Below are 19,628 nucleotides of genomic sequence, written 5' to 3'. Positions count from 1 at the left end.
AGAGGCTCTGGCGTGGACGGAGTGCCGCCTGGAGGGTCGTCCTGATCGTCCCGTAATGTGGCTTTCGTCGTCAGGGCATCCCTGCCAGACTCGCCTCTTTGGGGAAGGGACTCTAGGACTTGATGGAGCGCACCGTCGTCCGCTGTGCCGATGGGCACGTGTTCACCACCGCTTCGTTCCCGATGCAGCAGGCCGAGCGACTCGGCCCCGGACGGCTCGTCCGGTGCCCTCGGTGTGCGCGGCTTCGCAGCGTGGTACCGGTGACCCTGCAGAAGCAGTAGCGATACGGAGAGAAACGGCCTGGCGCGCGGAGTCGTCCTGATTGTGGGGGCTCCGCGCGCCTTGCGTATCCTCGGGACGTGCTTCTCTCAGACAAGGACATCCGGGCCGAGATCGACGCCGGGCGGGTACGGATCGATCCCTACGACGAATCGATGGTGCAGCCGTCGAGCATCGATGTGCGGCTCGACCGCTACTTCCGGGTGTTCGAGAATCACCGCTACCCCCATATCGACCCCGCCGTCGAGCAGACCGACCTGACGCGGCTCGTGGAGCCGGACGGCGACGAGCCGTTCATCCTGCACCCCGGGGAGTTCGTGCTGGCCTCCACCTACGAGGTCATCACTCTTCCCGACGACCTCGCCTCACGGCTCGAAGGCAAGTCCTCCCTCGGCCGGCTCGGGCTCGTCACCCACTCCACCGCGGGTTTCATCGACCCGGGGTTCTCTGGGCACGTCACCCTTGAGCTGTCCAACCTCGCGACGCTCCCCATCAAGCTCTGGCCAGGGATGAAGATCGGCCAGCTGTGCATGTTCCGCTTGAGCTCGCCGGCCGAGCACCCCTACGGCAGTGAGCGCTACGGCTCCCGCTACCAGGGCCAGCGCGGACCCACCGCCTCCCGCTCCTACCTGAACTTCCACCGGACCCAGGTGTGAGCATGGGCGCCACCCGGGAGAACCTCAGCTACGAGCAGTTCGGCACCGCCGTGCGGGAGCTGGCGCAGACCATCGCCGACGACGGATACGAGCCGGACGTCGTGCTCAGCATCGCCCGCGGGGGCGTCTTCGTCGCGGGCGGGCTCGCCTACGCCCTGGACTGCAAGAACATCCATCTCGTGAACGTCGAGTTCTACACCGGAGTCGGTACGACCCTCGAGATGCCCGTCATGCTCGCGCCCGTCCCCAACGTGATCGACTTCTCCGACAAGAAGGTCCTCATCACCGACGACGTCGCCGACACCGGCAAGACGCTCAAGCTGGTGCGCGACTTCTGCCTCGACACGGTCGCCGAGGTGCGCAGCGCCGTCATCTATGAGAAGCCCCACTCGCTCGTGAAGTGCGAGTATGTCTGGAAGCGCACCGACGAGTGGATCAACTTCCCGTGGAGTGTTCTGCCCGTGGTACGTAAGTCGGGGGAGCCGGTTACTCCGTCCAGGGAAGCACTCTGACCTGCGGGTCTTACGCGCGCACCTCTACGGGTGAGGCAGAGGACAAGCGACAGCCCGTCAAGGGAGCCACGCGTCAACCGCCCTCGGTCGCGGACGTCGGCTCGTCGCCAGCGCCGTAGAGGCCGGTGCGGAGCCGGGTCAGAGGTCGCCGCAGCGCTCATTGATCAGTGGGAACACAATCACGCGATAGAGGTCAGCGCCACCATCGACCAGACCCAGCTCGAGCGAGCGCAACGGATCTTCGGCCTACGACTCGTCCGGGACGACCATGAAGAATCCGCCACCGGCCGCAAGGTGACCATCCGCTTCCTGCATCTGGAGGACGTGCGAGCACTACTGCCGTTCGGGAGCGCCATCACTGTGCACGGCCCCACCGAAGCCAGGGCTCACCTTCGCGACCTCGCCACCGATCTTGCCCACCACTATGCGCCGTCACCAACGCCCTGACGTGCAACAGCTAGCATCTTCGCTGTTGCAGGGGGGTGTCATGGCGCTGGTCCGCAAGGGATCACGACGGATCGTTGTCGACGGCAGGGCCTACCGCTGGCGGCTGCGAGGCAGGCCGACGTACTCCCAGGGCCTGGCCTGGTCGCCGTGCACATTCGCGGTCGAGCACGCGGACACGCCAGGCACGACGCTCGTGGTCACCACCAGACGGCCGCATTCGAGCAACTGGATCGGCCGCGAGGCTGAGCCTGTGCTGTCGTCCACTGTCGCTGCGGCTGTTCGCGTGGCCCTGCGTGAGGGGTGGACTCCGACGGGTCTCGGCTCCGCCTTCCACCTCGACCAGTCCGCCGGCTTCACGCCCTCGTCCTGAGCGGTGAGATGAGCACCTCGCAAGCGCTCCTCCCCCGATGGACGAAGAGGGCAGCCCGGCCAGGAACAATGGCTCCGTGATCACCTGCCACCTGCGCTACCAAATCGATCCCCGGCAGATCTCCGCATTCGAGAGGTATGTGACGGGGTGGATACCAATCGTGAACCGGCTGGGCGGCACCCACCACGGCTGCTTCCTGCCGCACGAAGGCGCCAACGACATCGCCTATGCGCTGTTCTCGTTCCCCAGCCTCGCAGCCTACGAGTCCTACCGCGAGGCCATCCGGCAAGACCCCCAAGCGAGTCAGCTGTGGCAGCTGAGCGAGCAAACGGGCTGCATTCGTCGCTTCGACCGGACCTTCCTCCGCCCTGCGTTCAGTCCGGCCGACCCGGAGGCCAACCCACAACAGCCCAACACCAAAAGCTGACCTGAGCGGCGTCGCCACAGATACCCCACAGATACCCTTCGTGCGCTGCCGTCGGCTCCGCTGTCAGGCGAGCAGGCCGTTCTGCCTGAGAAGTGGCAGCACCTGGTCCCGCACCGCCGGAGCCAGCTGCACACCTGGTTCAGCACCGGAGATCCATCGCAGGTCCGCCAGCTCAGCTGCAGGCCGGGGGACTTGGCTGATGCTCGCCTCGAAGACCGTCATCTTCATGGGCACGCCCTCAAGAGCCGCGAGGGCTTCGACTTCAGCCAGAAACCGCGGATCCAACGGGCAAACCCCGAGTTCCTCATCGAGCTCCCGGACCAGAGCCTCCATCGGCCTCTCTCCCACGTCGGGCTTCCCGCCGGGCAGATAGAAGACCTCGGGAGCCACCTTCTTGCTCACCACCAAAAGACGCCCTCCCTGGACAATCGCAGCGGCCACGACCACCAGGAAATCCGGCTCTTCGGAGCTTTTGGGAACGACCGCCCCACCGTCCTGTGTCATGGACGCCATCCTCCCAAGCCTGTCAGCGGCTCTGGGCCGGCGCGGGCGGAAAGAACAAAACGCCCCCTCACTCCTCACACGCCGACCGCTCCGTCGATGCGCTCGCGGAGCAGGTCGGCGTGGCCGTTATGGCGGGCGTACTCCTCGATCATGTGGATGAGTACCCAGCGCAGCGACACCCTTCCGCGCCAGGAGTCGTCGCCTTCAACGTCGAGGTCGGGGGCCTCGGTTACGAACCTTTCGGCGAAGGCCACCTCGTTCTGCCACGCCTCCCATGCCGCGGCGACGACCCTGGGGTTGTCCGTGGCGCCGTCGAAGTCCCCGTCGGGGTCGACAGTCGAGGAGAAGAGGGCCGGCAGGTCCTGCCCGTCCAGGACCCGCCGGAACCAGCGGCGTTCCACATCGGCGAGGTGCCGGACCAGGCCGAGGAGTGAAAGCGTGGACGGCTCCACAGACCGCAGGGACAACTCCGGGCCCAGGTCGGAGCACTTCAACTGCAGCGTGGCGCGCTGGGCGCTCAGGACGTCGATGAGCATGCGCCGTTCGTCGCCCGTGGTCGGCCCGGTGAACCGGCGATCGCTGTCGGCGCCACCGAACAGTTCGGCTCTTCTGGTGGGATGGCTCATGTCCGCCCTTCCGTGCGCGCTGTGCGCGCTGTTCGCGCGGCCGTGAACGCCATGTCACGTACCGCATGGTGAAGCCGCCGCCCAGCGCCTCTGGCCGACGTCGGGCACCTGCTGTTTCGCCAACCGGGAAAGCACCGTGCCAAGACCGCGGCCGTCCGCAAGGTCGTCACCCCACGGTCATCGCCGGTGTGTCGCACGAGAGCCATGAATGCCCGTCAGGGCTTCCCGGCGTGGAGGATCCGCATCCCCCTGGAGTCTGCGGCGCCGTGGCGGACGTCCAGCCGCGGTAGTGCCGACGCCGGCTGTCGGTGTTCAGCAGTGCCGTGTTTCGGCGTCGTCGGGCCCTGCTGCCCGCAACCGCAACGACATCGGGGGTGCGCTGGTGGGGTCGGACGTGACGCGCAGGCGGCGCCGGACCAGCTCGCTCGCCGCTTGCGCCGGGTTCTGGCCGTGGCGCTGCGCGGTGTCCAGCAGGTCATCGACGGTTTCCTCGATGGCGCGGACTCGTGCGCGGGCCTCGCCGGCACTGACGTGGTGCAGCTCGATGCTGACGGCGTTGATGACTCCGCCCGCGCTTGCGACATAGTCCGGAACCCAGACGATGCTGCGCTGGTGCAGCAGGTCTGCGACATCCGGCGTGGCGAGCTGGTTGTTCGCCGGTCCGACCACGGCACGGCAGCGGAGCTCCGCCGCAGTCCGCCTGGTCAGGGTGGAGCCGAGAGCTGCGGGGACCACGATGTCCACGTCCGCAGCGAGGATCTCGTCGGGTGACCGCCAGACAGCGCCGAGCTCGTCGCCGATCTTCTGTTTGTCCGGGTCGATGTCGGTCACCGTCAGGGCGGCTCCTTCGGCCGCGAGGAGGCGGGCGAGGTCGGCGCCGACCCGGCCCAGCCCGACCACGGCGAGAGCGCGGCCGCTCAGGCTCGAGGTGCCGTACAACCGCCGGTTGACGGCCCGCAGCGCGGCAAGCGCCCCCCGCGCGGTGTGCGGGGACGAGTCGCCGCTGCCGCCCAGATGGGCCGGTCGGCAGAACACATGGGGGGTGGTTTCCCCGATCGACGCCATGTCGTCGGGGCTGGTCCCGACATCCGGCCCGGTCGCGTACACACCACCCAGCGACGCGATGACGTCCGCCACGTCGTGCAGCACGTCGCGGCGTCGGACGGCATCGAGTTCCATCCCCTCCGGCAGGGCTACGACGGCCTTCCCGCCGCCACTGGGCAGCCCGGCCACAGCGAACTTCGCGGTCATCGCCGCCGACAGGCGAAGGGCGTCGGTGAGGCCGTCCCGCCAGTGAGGGTAGTGCCAGAGCCGGAGGCCGCCGGCCGCCGGACCGAGCGCCGTCGAGTGGACAGCCACGATTACCGGCAGCCGCGAGCGCCGACCGGTGTGGATCACGACCTGTTCATGATCGAGCATGAGTCCGCCAGTCCCTTCGTTGTCCGCTTCGATGGCGTCATACTGGATGACTGACTCATGGATGAGGTGCTCGGCCGAACGTTTGACTGAAGATCGGGTACGGTAGCCGACCATGGATGAACTTGATTCGGAGATCGTCCGGCTTCTCCAGACAGATGCACGGCAGTCCAACCGCGAACTCGCCCGGCAGCTCGGCATCGCCCCCTCGACCTGCCTGGAGCGGGTTCGGGCGCTCCACCGCCGGGGCGTCATCCGCGGCTACCACGCCGACATCGATCCCGCGGCCCTCAACCGCGGCGTTCAGGCGCTCGTGTCGGTTCAGGTACGCCCTCTCAGCCGCGCCGTCATCGACGCCTTCAAGGTCTTCGCCAGTGGCCTGACAGAAGTCCTCCACGTCTTCGTGCTCTCAGGAGGCGACGACTTCCTCCTTCACGTCGCCGTTCAGGATCTGGACCACCTGCACGCCTTCCTCACCGACCGGCTCAGCAAGCGCGGCGAAATCACCGGCTTCCGCACCTCGGTCATCTTCCAGCAGGTGAGCAACACCGCCCCCGCACGCCTGCACGCGCGCGACTGAGCGTACGTGCGGCAGACTGGCCGCATGCCGATACCGGATCCCAAGGCGGACCTGCGCCTCTATCTGCAGGACGCCCGTGATGCCCTGCTCTGGAAGCTGGAAGGGCTCTCCGAGTACGACATTCGCCGCCCGTTGACGCCGACCGGCACCAACCTCCTGGGCCTGGTCAAGCACGCGTCCTGCGTAGAGCTGGGCTACCTGGGCGACACGTTCGGACGGCCGTCCGGCGAACGGCGGCCCTGGTTCGGAGCGGGCTCTGAGCCCAACGCTCATATGTGGGCCACCGCCGACGAGTCGCGCGAGTACATCGTTGCGCGCTATCGCCGAGCGTGGGCCCACTCGGACGCGACCATCGACGCGCTGGCGCTCGACGCGATAGGCAAGGTGCCTTGGTGGCCGAGCAACGGCAATGAGATCACACTGCACCACGCCCTGGTGCGCGTGACCGCCGACACACACCGGCACGCCGGACACGCCGACATCCTTCGCGAACACGTCGACGGCGCCGTGGGCATGAACGAGCGCAACGCCGGCATGGCATCGGGCGACTCTGCGTGGTGGGCGGACTACCGAAGCCGACTGCAGCGTGTGGCTGAGCAGGCATCTCGCATGCCGTAGCCGCGACGACGGCAATCGTGGAGCGCATGGTCTCCCAGGGAGTACCACCGGCCGCACCGCGAGCGCGGATCGGGCACCGCGTCGAAGTAGGGGCGCAGGTCAGCGGCCCGGTCCGCGTCCAGCGGACCCACCTTCAGCAGGACGGCGGGATAGGGGAAGATACTGCGGCAGGCACGGGACCTCGATGTGATCAGCTGGCATAGACACCCTGGTGATCAACGATCTCGTGCCTGTGCTGTTGCTGCGTCAACTCCCGCTGGGCGCTGATGATCGACGCAATCCCGGAACTTGCAACTGCCCTGCCGTGACATGCCACGCATTGGCCGTCGAGGCGCCTCTCGTGCGGGGGTCGCCTGTCAGTGCGGGGGTGCAAGGAACCCGTCGACCACGCGGCGAACCTTTGAGACCGCGTCACTTTCACCCAGGCGCAGTGCGGTGTTTGCGGCGTTGAGTACAGCGTCGATCTGAAAGACCGTGAGGCCCACGTCCAGTTGGGCGATCTCCCCGGTGTTCACGGCGCAGTCGAGTTCGCCGGCGAGAAGAGCGAGCCATGTGCGGCGGTGGAGCAGCAGGGTGTCACGGACCTTCCCGGGCCGGCTGTCGAAGTCGGGGAGGCAGGCCGCCCAGAAGCAGCCTCCGGCGAACAACGGCGCCTCGATGTAGGAGATCCAGCGTTCCGTCAGTGCGCGCAGCCGGGCGGTGCCGGGCTGAGCGGTCTGTGCGGGGCGGATGACCGCTTCGGTGAACTCTTCGCGCGCCGACTCCGAGACCGCGAGCTGGAGGTTCTCCTTGGTCTTGAAGAGCGTCTGGATGCCGCTCTTGCTCAGCCCCAGGTCGGTGGCCAGACGGCCGATGCTGAGCCCGTTGAGCCCTTCCAGGGAGGCGACGTCGACGCCGTGGCGCGTGATCTTGTGCCGGGTCCGGGCACCGCGGACAAGGCGCTGGTCCGCCACCGTCGCGCCTGTTGCTTCCGTTGTGGACACAGCCACTTGTCGCCCTCGGCTCCCTGAGTGCTCGTTCATCGACTTCATCCTGTCATGCGCTTGCCTCAAGCATACGACCGATCGTATGTTTACTTTGCAAACACGTTGTGAAGGAGGCACCTATGCATGAACAACGCAGGCTCGAACTGGCGCACGCGCTCGCCGTCGCCAAGAGCCGACAGGACGTTCCAGCCGCCCTGCGGCTCTTCCATCCCGACATGGTCCTCGAGACTCCGGCCTTCGGTACGACGGCTCGGGGCCTGGCCGAGAACGAGAAGGCGTTACGGCGGTTCTTCGCCTCGTTCCCCGACTACGACGTCGTCCTGCACGGTCACGCGAACAACGGCGACACGCTCGTGTGCTGGGGCACAGCGCGGCTGACCATGACGGGCAACCGGTTCGGTGCTGTCCCCAACGGCGAACGTGCTGAGATACCGGTGTTCATCCACTTCACTTTCAAAGACGACCTGGTCGCAGGAGAACGCTTCTTCTTCGACCTGGCGACGCTGTGCGCACAGTCGGGAGTCTCGACGGACGCGGTCCGACAGAGGCTGTTCCCCGCGCTCGCAGGAGGCGACGCGGCATGACGGCAGACCCGCGTGTGAAGGACGTCGGCGAGATCCGGACAGCGCACCTCTTCGACATGGTCGTCGACCTGAACCCCCGCCTGCCCATCGGCAGCGGCCCGTTCGGCCGGCGCGTCCTCTTCGGTGCGGCAGGCGGCACGTTCCACGGCCCCAGGCTGAGCGGCGACGTCCTCCCCGGCGGGGGAGACTGGGCGCTGTTCGCCCCCGACGGAGCGATGACCCTGGACGTACGCCTGACTCTGCGCACCCACGACGACGCCCTCCTGCACATGACCTACGGCGGCCGCTGGGTCACCCCGCCCGAGGTGCGCGACGCCCTGGCCGACCCCGATGAGCGGTACCGGATCGACCCAGCCCACTACTACTTCCGGACCAACCCGCTTTTCGAGACGGGGGCAGAGCCCTACACATGGCTCAACGGCACAGTCTGCGTCGGGTCGGGATATCTGGTCGAAGGCGGCATCGCCTACAAGGTCTTTCAGATCCTGTAACGAAACGAGAGGTGCTGGGCCTATGAACATCGGCGTATGCCGGATGCTGTTCCGGTGGGCGCCCAAGGTGAATGCCGACACCGCGACAGCAACAAGGGCCCCCGGTTCTCGCCGGGAGCCCTTCTCGTCGTAACGCCGTACAGCAGCTCGTACCGCCCACCCGCCCGTCCAGCGGCAGCCGTCAGAACGTGCCCAGCTTCACGATCGACAGCAGCGCGATCAGCTGGATCGCGGACGCGCCCAGCGCCTTCGGCCAGGGGAGGTCGTGGGAGCGGGTGATCATGATGGTGAGGAGGGCGCCCGCGGCGACCCAGGTGGCCCAGCCGAGGGCCTGGACGAACGTCGCGTCGCCGCCGAAGAACATGGCGAAGACGAGGCGAGGGGCGTCCGTGAGGGACATGATCAGCATGGAGAGGCCGACCGTCGGCTGCCAGGCGCCGTCGCCGCCGAGCTGGCGGGCCAGGGTGTGGGTGACCACGCCCAGGACGAAGGCCGAGACCACCATGGCGACGGCCGTCGTCAGGACGATCGGGACCGCGTTCGACAGCGTGGCGTTTATCGCGTCCTTGCGCGCGCCGTCGAATCCGAAGACGGCGAGCAGGCCGTAGAGGAACGTCACGATCAGGGCCGGGCCCCACATCGTGTAGTCGCGCATCCGGAGGAACGTCTGGCTGGGGGCCGTGACGATGCCCCTCAGCAGGTCCTTCCAGTGCAGGCGCGGGCCGACCGGGCCCGCCGGGGCCGCGGCGCCCGCCTGGTACGTCCCGCCCTGGGTGTAGCCCTGCGGGTCCGTGTACTGGGCGTGGTCGTCGACCGAGAACGCCTGCGTGTGACCCGGGTTGTTGGCCGCGTACGGGTCCGGGACGCCGGGGCCGGGGGCGTACGGGTCGTCGCCGCCGAAGTACTCCGGCTCGCCGCCGCCCTGCGCCTGCGGCCACTGGGTACCGGCTCCACCGCCGTACGGCGGCTGCTGGCCGCCCTGCTGCCTCGGTCGCTGCCGGCCGTACGACGGCTGCGGCGGCGCCGGCGGGTAGCCGTACGACGGGCCCTGGGGCGCCTGCTGTCCGTACGGAGGTTGTTGGGGTCGCGTCTGCGGGGTACGGCCGTCCCGGCCGCCGCGTCCGATCCTGAATCCAGCCACGTCTTCGAACGTACCTGGTCCCGCCGAGTGACGTGCGGGGCAAGGCCGCCCAACGGGGGGTTTGCGGCCGACCTGTGACATCCCCTAAGGGACGGCACGGAGTTGTCCCCGACACGGCAACGGTGCCCCTCGCCCGAGGGGGCGGGGGGCACCGTAAGAGCGCGGGGGCCGCGGTCACTTCACCGGCGCGGGCTCCGGCTCGCTCTCCGCGTCGGACGTGCCCGCCGGGGGCTCGTCCTCGTCCGTCACCGGCGTCTTCACGGACTCCAGCAGCAGCTGGGCCACGTCGACCACCTGGATGGACTCCTTCGCCTTGCCGTCGTTCTTCTTGCCGTTCACGGAGTCCGTGAGCATGACGAGGCAGAAGGGGCAGGCCGTCGAGACGATGTCGGGGTTGAGGGAGAGGGCCTCGTCGACGCGCTCGTTGTTGATGCGCTTGCCGATCCGCTCCTCCATCCACATCCGCGCGCCACCGGCGCCGCAGCAGAAGCCGCGCTCCTTGTGGCGGTGCATCTCCTCGTTGCGCAGGCCCGGGACGTTGGCGATGATCTCGCGCGGGGGCGTGTAGATCTTGTTGTGGCGGCCCAGGTAGCAGGGGTCGTGGTACGTGATGATGCCCTCGACCGGGGTGACCGGGATCAGCTTGCCCTCGTCCACCAGGTGCTGGAGCAGCTGGGTGTGGTGGATGACCTCGTAGTCGCCGCCGAGCTGCGGGTACTCGTTGCCGAGCGTGTTGAGGCAGTGCGGGCAGGTGGCGACGATCTTCTTGGCCGACCTGGGCTTCGCCGACTCGGGAACGACCTTGCCCTCGTCGTCCGTCTCCTCGCCGAACGCCATGTTCAGCGCCATGACGTTCTCCATGCCGAGCTCCTGGAACAGGGGCTCGTTGCCCAGACGGCGGGCGGAGTCACCGGTGCACTTCTCGTCGCCGCCCATGATCGCGAACTTCACGCCCGCCATGTGGAGCAGCTCGGCGAAGGCCTTGGTGGTCTTCTTGGCGCGGTCCTCCAGGGCGCCGGCGCAGCCGACCCAGTACAGGTACTCGACCTCGGTGAGGTCCTCGATGTCCTTGCCGACGACCGGGACCTCGAAGTCGACCTCCTTGGTCCACTCCAGCCGCTGCTTCTTGGCCAGGCCCCAGGGGTTGCCCTTCTTCTCCAGGTTCTTGAGCATCGTGCCCGCCTCGGACGGGAAGGAGCTCTCGATCATGACCTGGTAGCGGCGCATGTCGACGATGTGGTCGACGTGCTCGATGTCCACCGGGCACTGCTCGACGCAGGCACCGCAGGTGGTGCAGGACCACAGGACGTCCGGGTCGATGACGCCGTTCTCTTCCGCGGTGCCGATCAGCGGCCGCTCGGCCTCGGCGAGAGCCGCCGCGGGGACGTCCTTCAGCTGCTCCTCGGACGCCTTCTCCTCGCCCTCCATCGTCTTGCCGCCACCGGCCAGCAGGTACGGCGCCTTGGCGTGCGCGTGGTCGCGCAGCGACATGATCAGGAGCTTGGGGGAGAGCGGCTTGCCCGTGTTCCAGGCGGGGCACTGCGACTGGCAGCGGCCGCACTCCGTGCAGGTGGAGAAGTCGAGCAGGCCCTTCCAGGAGAACTGCTCGACCTGGGAGACGCCGAAGACGTCGTCGTCACCGGGGTCGGTGAAGTCGATCGGCTTGCCGCCGGAGGTCATCGGCTGGAGACCGCCGAGGGCCGTCCCGCCGGTCGCCTCGCGCTTGAACCAGATGTTCGGGAAGGCCAGGAAGCGGTGCCAGGCCACACCCATGTTCGTGTTGAGCGAGACCGTGATCATCCAGATCATGGTCGTGCCCAGCTTGATCATCGCGAACAGGTAGACCAGGTTCTGCAGGGTCGCCACGCTCAGGCCCTTGAAGGCCAGGACCAGCGGATACGAGGCGAAGTAGGCCGCCTCGTAGTGGTCCACGTGGTGGATCGCGCCCTCGAGGCCGCGCAGCACGTAGATGGCGAGGCCGATGGTGAGGATGACGTACTCGACGAAGTAGGCCTGGCCCATCTTCGAGCCGGCGAACCGCGACTTGCGGCCGGGCCGCGAGGGCAGGTTCAGCAGGCGGATGGCCATCAGCGTGGCGATGCCGAGGGTGGTCATCGCGGCGATGAACTCGATGTACAGCTCGTACGGCAGGAAGCCGCCGATCACCGGGAGCGTCCAGTCGGCCTCGAAGAGCTGGCCGTAGGCGGTGATGATGGTCGGCGGCAGCGTCAGGAAGCCGATCGCCACGAACCAGTGGGCGACACCGACGATGCCCCAGCGGTTCATCCGCGTGTGGCCGAGGAACTCCCGCACCAGCGTCACACTGCGCTGGTAGGGGTTGTCGGTCCGGGTGCCCGCGGGCACCGGCTGGCCGAGCTTGAAATACCGGACGAACTGGCCGATGGCGCGGGCGAGCAGCGCGACGCCGACCACGGTCAGGACCAGCGACACGATGATCGCGGCGAGTTGCATTTGGGGGCTCCTCGGGCCTGCGAGGCTTCTTCGAGCGAGATTACTAAGCGGTAACTTATGCAGTCCCTTGAGACTACCCACATTCTGCGTCGCACTGTAGTCAGCGGCGCGGTGATCTGTGCTACTGAGGCAGCCCTCAGTGGACGCGTGGGTTCCGGTCCTGGTGGCGCGTCGGGGCCGGACTCGGCGGGCGCGTCCGTACCGCTGTGGCGCGGCACGCCGAACAGGTCGTGTTATTCACCGCATATCGTTACATCCGTCTTAATTTGGTGACGTGCTCTACGGGATCGCAGCCGCCACCACCGCCCTCCTCCTCGCCGCGGTGCTCGCCGCGCTGCTCCGCGTCCCGGCCCTGCGTGTCGGGCTCGTGGACCGGCGGCGGCAGCGCCCCGTACCGCTGTCCGGGGGAGTGGCCGTCGTGCTCGTCACCTGTCTGGTCATGGCCGCCGCGGACTGGCTGGGGGCCGACCCGCTCGACGACGAGGTCCGCGACCTGCTCGTCGCGGGCGCCGCGATCTCCGTACTCGGGCTGGTCGCGGACGTGTGGCGGCTGAAGGCGCGGTTCCTCGTCGTCGGTACGGCGGTGGCGGCGGCCTGGGTCGTTCCGTACGCCGATCTCGGGGTACTGGGCGGGGTGCTGGCCGTCGGCTGGGTCACCTTCGTGGCCCTCGCCTTCCGGTCCCTGGACCACGCCGACGGGCTCGCCGGCACCGTGGGGGTCCTCACCGCCTTCGGGGTGGCCGCCTGCGCCGCCGCCGAGGTCATGGACGGACCGGCGGGGCTGCTCAGTGTGCTGGCCGCCGCCCTCACCGGGTTCCTGATGCACAACTGGCCTCCCGCGCGGGTGGCGCTGGGGGGCTGCGGGGCCCTGTTCGCGGGGTTCCTGCTCGCCGTGGTGGCGGTGACCGTCCGCGCGGGGCACGGGCTCGCGGTCAACGCGGGAGTGCTGTTCGCGCTCACCGCCGTCGCGGGCGCCGACGTCGTCCTCGTGGTGCTGTCCCGGCGGCTGGGCGGGCGGCCGCTGCCGCGCCGGGCGCCGGACCACCTCGGGCACCGGCTGCGGAGGCTCGGGCTCACCGGGCAGGGGGCGGCGGTACTGCTGGGCATGGCGGCCTTCGCGGGGGTACTCGTCGCGGTCCTGGTTCATCTGGGGTGCGTGGGGGCGCAGGCCCTGTGGTGGGTGGCGGGCGTGACCCCGGTGGTCGTCCTGGGGTTGATGAGGGTGCCGGTCGGACCCCCTCGCGGGCGGCGGCAGGGCGTGTCGACGCAAGTGACGAGGCAGGCGCCGAGGCAGGCGCCGAGGCAGGTTTCGAGAGAGGTTTCGAGGCAGGTGTCGGCGCAGGTCAGGCCGCCCTTGCGTGTAAGGAACGGATAAGAGTTGAGCCTGCTCGACTCAGCTCTGTTGACCGCACGGTGGCCGTCATGCACACTTGAGTCCGTTCCACTCAAGTCAGCTGGAGGAAGATCACCATGGCACGTGCGGTCGGCATCGACCTGGGCACGACTAACTCCGTCGTCAGCGTTCTGGAGGGCGGCGAGCCCACCGTCATCACCAACGCCGAGGGTGCCAGGACCACGCCGTCCGTCGTCGCCTTCGCCAAGAACGGTGAGGTGCTCGTCGGCGAGGTCGCCAAGCGCCAGGCGGTCACCAACGTGGACCGGACCATCCGCTCGGTGAAGCGTCACATGGGCACCGACTGGAAGGTCGAGCTCGACGGGAAGCCCTTCAACCCGCAGCAGATGTCCGCGTTCATCCTGCAGAAGCTGAAGCGGGACGCCGAGTCCTACCTGGGCGAGAAGGTGACCGACGCGGTCATCACCGTCCCGGCGTACTTCAACGACTCCGAGCGTCAGGCGACGAAGGAAGCCGGTGAGATCGCCGGTCTCAACGTCCTTCGTATCGTCAACGAGCCCACCGCGGCCGCGCTCGCCTACGGCCTCGACAAGGACGACCAGACGATCCTCGTCTTCGACCTCGGTGGCGGCACCTTCGACGTGTCCCTCCTGGAGATCGGCGACGGCGTCGTCGAGGTGAAGGCCACCAACGGTGACAACCACCTCGGTGGTGACGACTGGGACCAGCGCGTCGTCGACTACCTGGTCAAGCAGTTCGCCAGCGGTCACGGCGTGGACCTCGGCAAGGACAAGATGGCCCTCCAGCGCCTCCGCGAGGCCGCTGAGAAGGCGAAGATCGAGCTGTCCTCGTCCACCGAGACCACGATCAACCTGCCGTACATCACCGCGTCCGCCGAGGGCCCGCTGCACCTGGACGAGAAGCTCACGCGCGCCCAGTTCCAGCAGCTGACGGCCGACCTGCTGGAGCGCTGCAAGACGCCGTTCCACAACGTCATCAAGGACGCCGGCATCTCCATCAACGAGATCGACCACGTCGTCCTCGTCGGTGGCTCCACCCGTATGCCCGCCGTCGCCGAGCTCGTCAAGGAGCTGACCGGCGGCAAGGAGGCCAACAAGGGTGTGAACCCGGACGAGGTCGTCGCCATCGGCGCCTCGCTCCAGGCCGGTGTCCTCAAGGGTGAGGTCAAGGACGTCCTGCTCCTCGACGTGACCCCGCTGTCCCTCGGCATCGAGACCAAGGGCGGCATCATGACCAAGCTCATCGAGCGCAACACCACGATCCCGACGAAGCGCTCCGAGATCTTCACCACGGCCGAGGACAACCAGCCGTCCGTGCAGATCCAGGTCTACCAGGGCGAGCGCGAGATCGCGGCGTACAACAAGAAGCTCGGCATGTTCGAGCTGACCGGTCTGCCGCCGGCGCCCCGCGGCGTCCCGCAGATCGAGGTGTCCTTCGACATCGACGCCAACGGCATCATGCACGTCACGGCGAAGGACCTCGGCACCGGCAAGGAGCAGAAGATGACCGTCACCGGCGGCTCCTCGCTGCCGAAGGACGAGGTCAACCGGATGCGTGAAGAGGCCGAGAAGTACGCGGAGGAGGACCACGCCCGCCGCGAGGCCGCCGAAGCGCGCAACCAGGGCGAGCAGCTCGTCTACCAGACCGAGAAGTTCCTCAAGGACAACGAGGACAAGGTCCCGGCCGACATCAAGACCGAGGTCGAGGAAGCCGTCGCGGAGCTGAAGGAGAAGCTCAAGGGCGGCGAGTCCGCCGAGGGCGAGAACACCGCGGAGATCCGCACCGCCACCGAGAAGGTCGCGGCCGTCTCCCAGAAGCTCGGCCAGGCCATGTACGCCGACGCCCAGGCCGGGCAGGCCGCGGGTGGTCCCGAGGGCGCCGCCGCCGGTGGTGCCAAGGCCGCCGACGACGACGTCGTGGACGCCGAGATCGTGGACGACGAGCGCAAGGACGGTGCCGCGTGACGGAGGAGACCCCGGGCTTCGAGGAGAAGCCCGACGTCCCCTCCGGCGCCACCCCTGAAGACGCCGAGCCGAAGGCCGCCGCTTCCGAGGAGGAGGCGGCCCCGGCCGGGGACGCGAACGAGACAGCCGGGCTGGTGGCCCAGCTGGACCAGGTGCGCACCGCGCTCGGTGAGCGCACCGCGGACCTCCAGCGCCTCCAGGCCGAGTACCAGAACTACCGCCGCCGGGTCGAGCGCGACCGGATCGCGGTCAAGGAGATCGCCATCGCGAACCTCCTGACCGAGCTCCTGCCCGTCCTCGACGACATCGGCCGCGCGCGGGAACACGGCGAGCTCGTCGGCGGCTTCAAGTCCGTCGGGGAGTCGCTGGAGACCGTCGCGGCGAAGCTGGGCCTCCAGCACTTCGGCAAGGAGGGCGAGCCCTTCGACCCGACGATCCACGAAGCGCTGATGCACAGCTACGCGCCGGACGTCACCGAGACGACGTGCGTGGCGATTCTGCAGCCCGGGTATCGAATCGGCGAGCGCACCATCCGCCCCGCGCGGGTGGCCGTGGCCGAACCGCAGCCGGGAGCGCAGACGGTCAAGGCCGAGGGCGGCGACGAGAAGCCGGCCGGCGACGACAAGGAGAACGGTGGCCCGGACGAGGGCTGACGTTGAACCGACGAGACACTCGATCAGGAAGGAGGGGCGTCGAGGATGAGCACCAAGGACTTCATCGAGAAGGACTACTACAAGGTCCTCGGCGTCCCCAAGGACGCCACCGAGGCCGAGATCAAGAAGGCGTACCGCAAGCTCGCCCGCGAGTACCACCCGGACGCCAACAAGGGAAACGTCAAGGCTGAGGAGCGCTTCAAGGAGATCTCCGAGGCGAACGACATCCTCGGTGACCCCAAGAAGCGCAAGGAGTACGACGAGGCGCGCGCCCTCTTCGGCAACGGCGGGTTCCGCCCGGGGCCGGGCGCGGGCGGCGGCTCGTTCAACTTCGACCTGGGCGACCTCTTCGGAGGCGGCGCCCAGGGCGGCGGGGGTTCCGGAAGCTTCGGCGGTGGAATCGGTGACGTCTTCGGGGGCCTGTTCAACCGCGGCGGCGGTACCACGGGCACGCGCACGCAGCCGCGGCGCGGCCAGGACATCGAGTCCGAGGTCACCCTCAGCTTCACCGAGGCGATCGAGGGCGCGACGGTCCCGCTGCGGATGTCCTCGCAGTCACCGTGCAAGGCCTGCTCCGGCACCGGCGACAAGAACGGCACACCGCGCGTGTGCCCGACCTGTGTCGGCACCGGGCAGGTGGCGCGGGGCTCGGGTGGCGGCTTCTCGCTCACCGACCCGTGCCCGGACTGCAAGGGCCGCGGCCTGATCGCCGAGCACCCCTGCATGGACTGCAAGGGCAGCGGCCGTGCCAAGTCGTCCCGCACGATGCAGGTCCGCATCCCCGCGGGCGTCACGGACGGTCAGCGCATCCGCCTGCGCGGCAAGGGCGCGCCGGGCGAGCGGGGCGGCCCGGGCGGCGACCTGTACGTCGTCGTCCACGTCAGCACCCACCCGGTGTTCGGCCGCAGGGACGACAACCTGACGGTGACGGTCCCGGTGACGTTCACGGAGGCCGCCCTCGGCGGCGAGGTCCGTGTCCCGACCCTGGGCGGCCCGCCCGTCACCCTGAAGCTGCCCCCCGGCACCCCCAACGGCCGCACCATGCGCGCCCGCGGCAAGGGAGCGGTCCGCAAGGACGGCACCCGCGGCGACCTTCTGGTCACCGTGGAGGTGAGTGTTCCGAAGGACCTGGCGGGGAAGGCTCGTGACGCACTGGAGGCGTATCGCGAGGCGACCGCGGACGAGGACCCGCGGGCGGAGCTGTTCGAGGCAGCGAAGGGAGCTTGAGTGGGATGGACGGCCGTCGGCGAAACCCGTATGAACTGACCGAGGAAACCCCGGTCTACGTCATCTCGGTCGCGGCCCAGCTCTCCGGCCTGCATCCGCAGACGCTGCGCCAGTACGACCGCCTGGGCCTGGTCTCCCCCGACCGCACCCCCGGCCGGGGCCGCCGCTACTCGGCCCGCGACATCGAACTGCTGCGCACCGTCCAGCAGTTGTCGCAGGACGAGGGCATCAACCTGGCCGGCATCAAGCGCATCATCGAACTGGAGAACCAGGTCGCGGCGCTGCAGTCGCGGATGGCCGAACTCCAGTCCGCCCTGGACGGCGCGGCGGCGGCGATGCGGCAGCGCGAGGCGGCGGTGCACGCGTCCTACCGGCGGGACCTGGTGCCGTATCAGGAAGTGCAGCAGACGAGCGCGTTGGTGGTGTGGCGGCCGAAGCGGCAGCAGGCATCGGACTGACGCGCTGGTGAGTGACGTGAGGGGCCCGGAGGTTCACCTGAACCTCCGGGCCCCTTTCGTGTCCGTCAGCGCCCGACCGTGAACTCCAGCCAGGAGCCGCGTTCCCCGCTGCTTCCGTAGTACCCCACCGCGAATACGCTGACCGCGCAGGAGCCGTTGTACTGCGGGGTCCACTCGATGGTGTTCGTGGTCGTCATACGCCCCAGACCACTGTCGCCGCACGCACCGGAGATGTTCCAGGTGAAGCCCTGGAGCAGCCGCCCTTAGTCACCGGCCCCGGGCTGGACGCCGATGACGATGGGAGAGCGCGTGGAGCCCGAGGAGATCGACGTCAAGCGCGGCTGGGCCGGTCCCGTGCCGTTGGCGGGGACGCGCCGGTCGGCGACGGCCACGGCGGAGGGCACCGACTCGGCGCCCGCGCTGTCGACGGCGGTGATGACGTAGTAGACAGGGCGCCGTCACCCTCTTCACCGGGCCCCGCCCGGAGAAGGCCGACTGGGAGGACATTCATTGTGTCCCCTACGGCACCGAGGTGATTGTTCCCGAGGGCCCCGCCAAGGGGTTCGTGATCGGTGAGACGATCACCGGTCCCAAGCGGAGCCGACCCGGCGGAGGATGCTCAGCCCAGCTGTTCCGTCGTCCCGTCCGGGTGGATCAGGAGGCGGATCGCGCCGCCGTAGCGGTTGTCGTTGATGGTCGCGGGGGTGGGGGCGCCGAGTTGTTGGGCGCGTTGTTGGAGGATCGAGAGGATGACGTCCTGGATGTCGCCGTAGGGCGGGGCGGTGACCGGGACGCCGTCGATCAGGCCGGCGTTCGGGGAGAAGACGTGCACCTGGGCGTCGGCCGCGGCATCGGGTGCGGCGGGGGACGGGGTCGCTTCGGTCATCGGGGTTCCTTCCGGCTCGGCTCAGGCGCTCTTCGCCTCGTCCTGCTCGGGCAGGACCAGGGCGGGGACGTCGAGGGTGCGGGCGTATGTGCCGCGGGCCAGGCGCTGCAGGCGGCCTGACTTCACCAAGGCCGACAGCACGTTGCTGATGGTCTTCGACGGGTCGCCGTAGACGCCGGGGGGTAGCGCCCGCAGGACGTCGCGGGCGGAGAACGGGCCGGGGAAGGTGGCCACGGCCGCCTCCACGGCGGCGCGGATGCTGGGTGCGGTGGCTGGGCGGCGGCCGGGGCCGACGACGGTGGCCGTGCCCGTGGCGGTGGTCGTCCTGCCGGTGGGCGCCGGGTTCGGCAGGTGGGCGCGGATGCCGTGCAGTGCGGTGCGGATCGCTTCCAGGTGGGCCTCGTCTTCGCCGTCCGAGGCCGCGGCCAGCATGGCGGCCACCTTCTCTATGTTGGCGAGGGACGCACTCAGTTCGCGCAGCAGCGGCTCCACGAAGTCGCGGCGCAGCGCGGTCACCGGGTCGCTGGTGGCGAGTTCGAGGGAGACGGAGCCGGTGAGGGCGCGGGGGGAGGTGTCCGCCTCCTGTGGGCTCACCGCGCCCTCCGGGAGCAGCGACTCGACAGCCGTGCGCACGGCCCGGACCTCCCGCAGCGCCTCGGGGGTGACGTCGCCTCCGGGCACTCTCGTCAGCATCGTGACCAACGTTTCGAGGCTGATGAGCGCGGGAAGGGCGCAGCGGATCAGCGGGCCCAGAAGGGCCTGTCGTACGGCCTGGGCGGGATCCTCGTACGAGAAGGCGATCCGCTGCCCGGACTCGGCCGCTGCCATGTCCTCGTTCCTGCTTTCCGGGTGTCTGTATGTCCCTCCCCTCGTAGCGTAGAGACCGTGACTGCAGGGGAAGTTGGGAGTCATGGCGGAGAAGCGACGGAAGTTCGAGCCGGAGTTCCGCGAGGGGG

Annotated in this window: 23 protein-coding genes; 14 read left to right on the top strand and 9 right to left on the bottom strand. The window is 68.8% G+C overall.

Features of this window, described 5'->3' with window-relative positions; translation table 11 throughout:
* Window positions 1-359: 359 nt before the first annotated feature.
* From dcd to IG99_RS27495, 4 genes are all read left to right on the top strand, one after another.
* Entirely contained in the window at window positions 360-935 is a 576-nt protein-coding gene (gene dcd / locus IG99_RS27510) for a dCTP deaminase (RefSeq protein ID WP_037678206.1), read from the top strand.
* A gap of 2 nt (window positions 936-937) precedes the next feature.
* Entirely contained in the window at window positions 938-1,447 is a 510-nt protein-coding gene (locus IG99_RS27505) for a phosphoribosyltransferase (RefSeq protein WP_051865944.1), read from the top strand.
* A 487-nt stretch (window positions 1,448-1,934) separates the two neighbouring features.
* Complete coding sequence (locus IG99_RS27500; RefSeq protein WP_037678202.1) at window positions 1,935-2,264, top strand: hypothetical protein; 330 nt, start codon at window positions 1,935-1,937, stop codon at window positions 2,262-2,264.
* Between the two features lie 76 nt (window positions 2,265-2,340).
* On the top strand, window positions 2,341-2,691 hold the full coding sequence (locus IG99_RS27495; protein WP_051865962.1) for an NIPSNAP family protein: 351 nt from the start codon (window positions 2,341-2,343) through the stop codon (window positions 2,689-2,691).
* 63 nt (window positions 2,692-2,754) lie between these two features.
* On the opposite strand, the gene IG99_RS27490 is transcribed toward IG99_RS27495, so the two are convergent.
* The 3 genes from IG99_RS27490 to IG99_RS27480 form a co-directional block, all read right to left on the bottom strand.
* Window positions 2,755-3,195, bottom strand: coding sequence for an NUDIX hydrolase (locus tag IG99_RS27490; protein WP_051865942.1), 441 nt, complete (start codon window positions 3,193-3,195; stop codon window positions 2,755-2,757).
* A gap of 74 nt (window positions 3,196-3,269) precedes the next feature.
* Window positions 3,270-3,821, bottom strand: coding sequence for a DinB family protein (locus tag IG99_RS27485; RefSeq protein WP_037678199.1), 552 nt, complete (start codon window positions 3,819-3,821; stop codon window positions 3,270-3,272).
* Between the two features lie 312 nt (window positions 3,822-4,133).
* Window positions 4,134-5,240, bottom strand: coding sequence for a Glu/Leu/Phe/Val dehydrogenase dimerization domain-containing protein (locus tag IG99_RS27480; protein WP_051865958.1), 1,107 nt, complete (start codon window positions 5,238-5,240; stop codon window positions 4,134-4,136).
* Window positions 5,241-5,352: 112 nt separating this feature from the next.
* Between IG99_RS27480 and IG99_RS27475 the strand changes: the two genes are divergently transcribed.
* Both IG99_RS27475 and IG99_RS27470 read left to right on the top strand, forming a co-directional pair.
* Window positions 5,353-5,817, top strand: coding sequence for an Lrp/AsnC family transcriptional regulator (locus tag IG99_RS27475; RefSeq protein WP_037678196.1), 465 nt, complete (start codon window positions 5,353-5,355; stop codon window positions 5,815-5,817).
* Window positions 5,818-5,841: 24 nt separating this feature from the next.
* Window positions 5,842-6,435, top strand: a complete 594-nt coding sequence (locus tag IG99_RS27470) for a DinB family protein (RefSeq protein WP_037678193.1) — start codon at window positions 5,842-5,844, stop codon at window positions 6,433-6,435.
* Window positions 6,436-6,791: 356 nt separating this feature from the next.
* On the opposite strand, the gene IG99_RS27465 is transcribed toward IG99_RS27470, so the two are convergent.
* On the bottom strand, window positions 6,792-7,424 hold the full coding sequence (locus tag IG99_RS27465; RefSeq protein WP_051865940.1) for a TetR/AcrR family transcriptional regulator: 633 nt from the start codon (window positions 7,422-7,424) through the stop codon (window positions 6,792-6,794).
* Between the two features lie 116 nt (window positions 7,425-7,540).
* Here IG99_RS27465 and IG99_RS27460 point away from each other — a divergent pair, with 116 nt between their 5' ends.
* Window positions 7,541-8,005, top strand: coding sequence for an ester cyclase (locus tag IG99_RS27460; RefSeq protein ID WP_037678187.1), 465 nt, complete (start codon window positions 7,541-7,543; stop codon window positions 8,003-8,005).
* On the top strand, window positions 8,002-8,496 hold the full coding sequence (locus IG99_RS27455) for a DUF3237 domain-containing protein (protein WP_037678184.1): 495 nt from the start codon (window positions 8,002-8,004) through the stop codon (window positions 8,494-8,496). Before IG99_RS27460 ends, IG99_RS27455 begins: the two co-directional genes overlap by 4 nt.
* Window positions 8,497-8,677: 181 nt before the next feature.
* Here IG99_RS27455 and IG99_RS27450 read toward each other — a convergent pair whose 3' ends face one another.
* Window positions 8,678-9,718, bottom strand: coding sequence for a Yip1 family protein (locus IG99_RS27450; protein WP_078947934.1), 1,041 nt, complete (start codon window positions 9,716-9,718; stop codon window positions 8,678-8,680).
* Between the two features lie 93 nt (window positions 9,719-9,811).
* Entirely contained in the window at window positions 9,812-12,109 is a 2,298-nt protein-coding gene (locus tag IG99_RS27445; RefSeq protein ID WP_037678179.1) for a (Fe-S)-binding protein, read from the bottom strand.
* Window positions 12,110-12,383: 274 nt separating this feature from the next.
* Here IG99_RS27445 and IG99_RS27440 point away from each other — a divergent pair, with 274 nt between their 5' ends.
* From IG99_RS27440 to IG99_RS27420, 5 genes are all read left to right on the top strand, one after another.
* Window positions 12,384-13,484 (top strand): MraY family glycosyltransferase, encoded by a 1,101-nt coding sequence (locus IG99_RS27440; RefSeq protein ID WP_037678177.1) that lies wholly within the window; start codon window positions 12,384-12,386, stop codon window positions 13,482-13,484.
* A 95-nt stretch (window positions 13,485-13,579) separates the two neighbouring features.
* Entirely contained in the window at window positions 13,580-15,448 is a 1,869-nt protein-coding gene (gene dnaK / locus IG99_RS27435) for a molecular chaperone DnaK (protein ID WP_037678174.1), read from the top strand.
* Window positions 15,445-16,101, top strand: coding sequence for a nucleotide exchange factor GrpE (gene grpE / locus IG99_RS27430; RefSeq protein ID WP_037678171.1), 657 nt, complete (start codon window positions 15,445-15,447; stop codon window positions 16,099-16,101). Before dnaK ends, grpE begins: the two co-directional genes overlap by 4 nt.
* A gap of 45 nt (window positions 16,102-16,146) precedes the next feature.
* Entirely contained in the window at window positions 16,147-17,328 is a 1,182-nt protein-coding gene (gene dnaJ, locus IG99_RS27425; RefSeq protein WP_037678168.1) for a molecular chaperone DnaJ, read from the top strand.
* A gap of 5 nt (window positions 17,329-17,333) precedes the next feature.
* Window positions 17,334-17,786, top strand: a complete 453-nt coding sequence (locus tag IG99_RS27420; protein ID WP_037678165.1) for a heat shock protein transcriptional repressor HspR — start codon at window positions 17,334-17,336, stop codon at window positions 17,784-17,786.
* 65 nt (window positions 17,787-17,851) lie between these two features.
* Here the strand turns inward: IG99_RS27420 and IG99_RS51430 are convergent, their stop codons facing one another.
* A complete protein-coding gene (locus IG99_RS51430) occupies window positions 17,852-17,983 on the bottom strand; it encodes a hypothetical protein (RefSeq protein WP_267882565.1) in 132 nt (43 codons plus the stop codon).
* Between the two features lie 100 nt (window positions 17,984-18,083).
* On the opposite strand from IG99_RS51430, the gene IG99_RS49000 reads away from it, so the two are divergent.
* Complete coding sequence (locus IG99_RS49000; protein WP_158973249.1) at window positions 18,084-18,230, top strand: hypothetical protein; 147 nt, start codon at window positions 18,084-18,086, stop codon at window positions 18,228-18,230.
* Window positions 18,231-18,405: 175 nt separating this feature from the next.
* Here IG99_RS49000 and IG99_RS27415 read toward each other — a convergent pair whose 3' ends face one another.
* Both IG99_RS27415 and IG99_RS27410 read right to left on the bottom strand, forming a co-directional pair.
* Window positions 18,406-18,672 (bottom strand): hypothetical protein, encoded by a 267-nt coding sequence (locus IG99_RS27415; protein WP_037678162.1) that lies wholly within the window; start codon window positions 18,670-18,672, stop codon window positions 18,406-18,408.
* A gap of 21 nt (window positions 18,673-18,693) precedes the next feature.
* Window positions 18,694-19,500 carry a type IV toxin-antitoxin system AbiEi family antitoxin domain-containing protein gene (locus IG99_RS27410; RefSeq protein ID WP_051865938.1) on the bottom strand — a complete coding sequence of 269 codons (807 nt, stop codon included), beginning with the start codon at window positions 19,498-19,500 and terminating at the stop codon, window positions 18,694-18,696.
* Between the last annotated feature and the right edge of the window lie 128 nt (window positions 19,501-19,628).

The sequence above is a fragment of the Streptomyces griseus subsp. griseus genome (genome assembly GCF_000720255.1).
Taxonomy (GTDB): Bacteria; Actinomycetota; Actinomycetes; order Streptomycetales; family Streptomycetaceae; genus Streptomyces; species Streptomyces griseus_I.
This window is presented reverse-complemented; position numbering and strand designations above follow the sequence as displayed.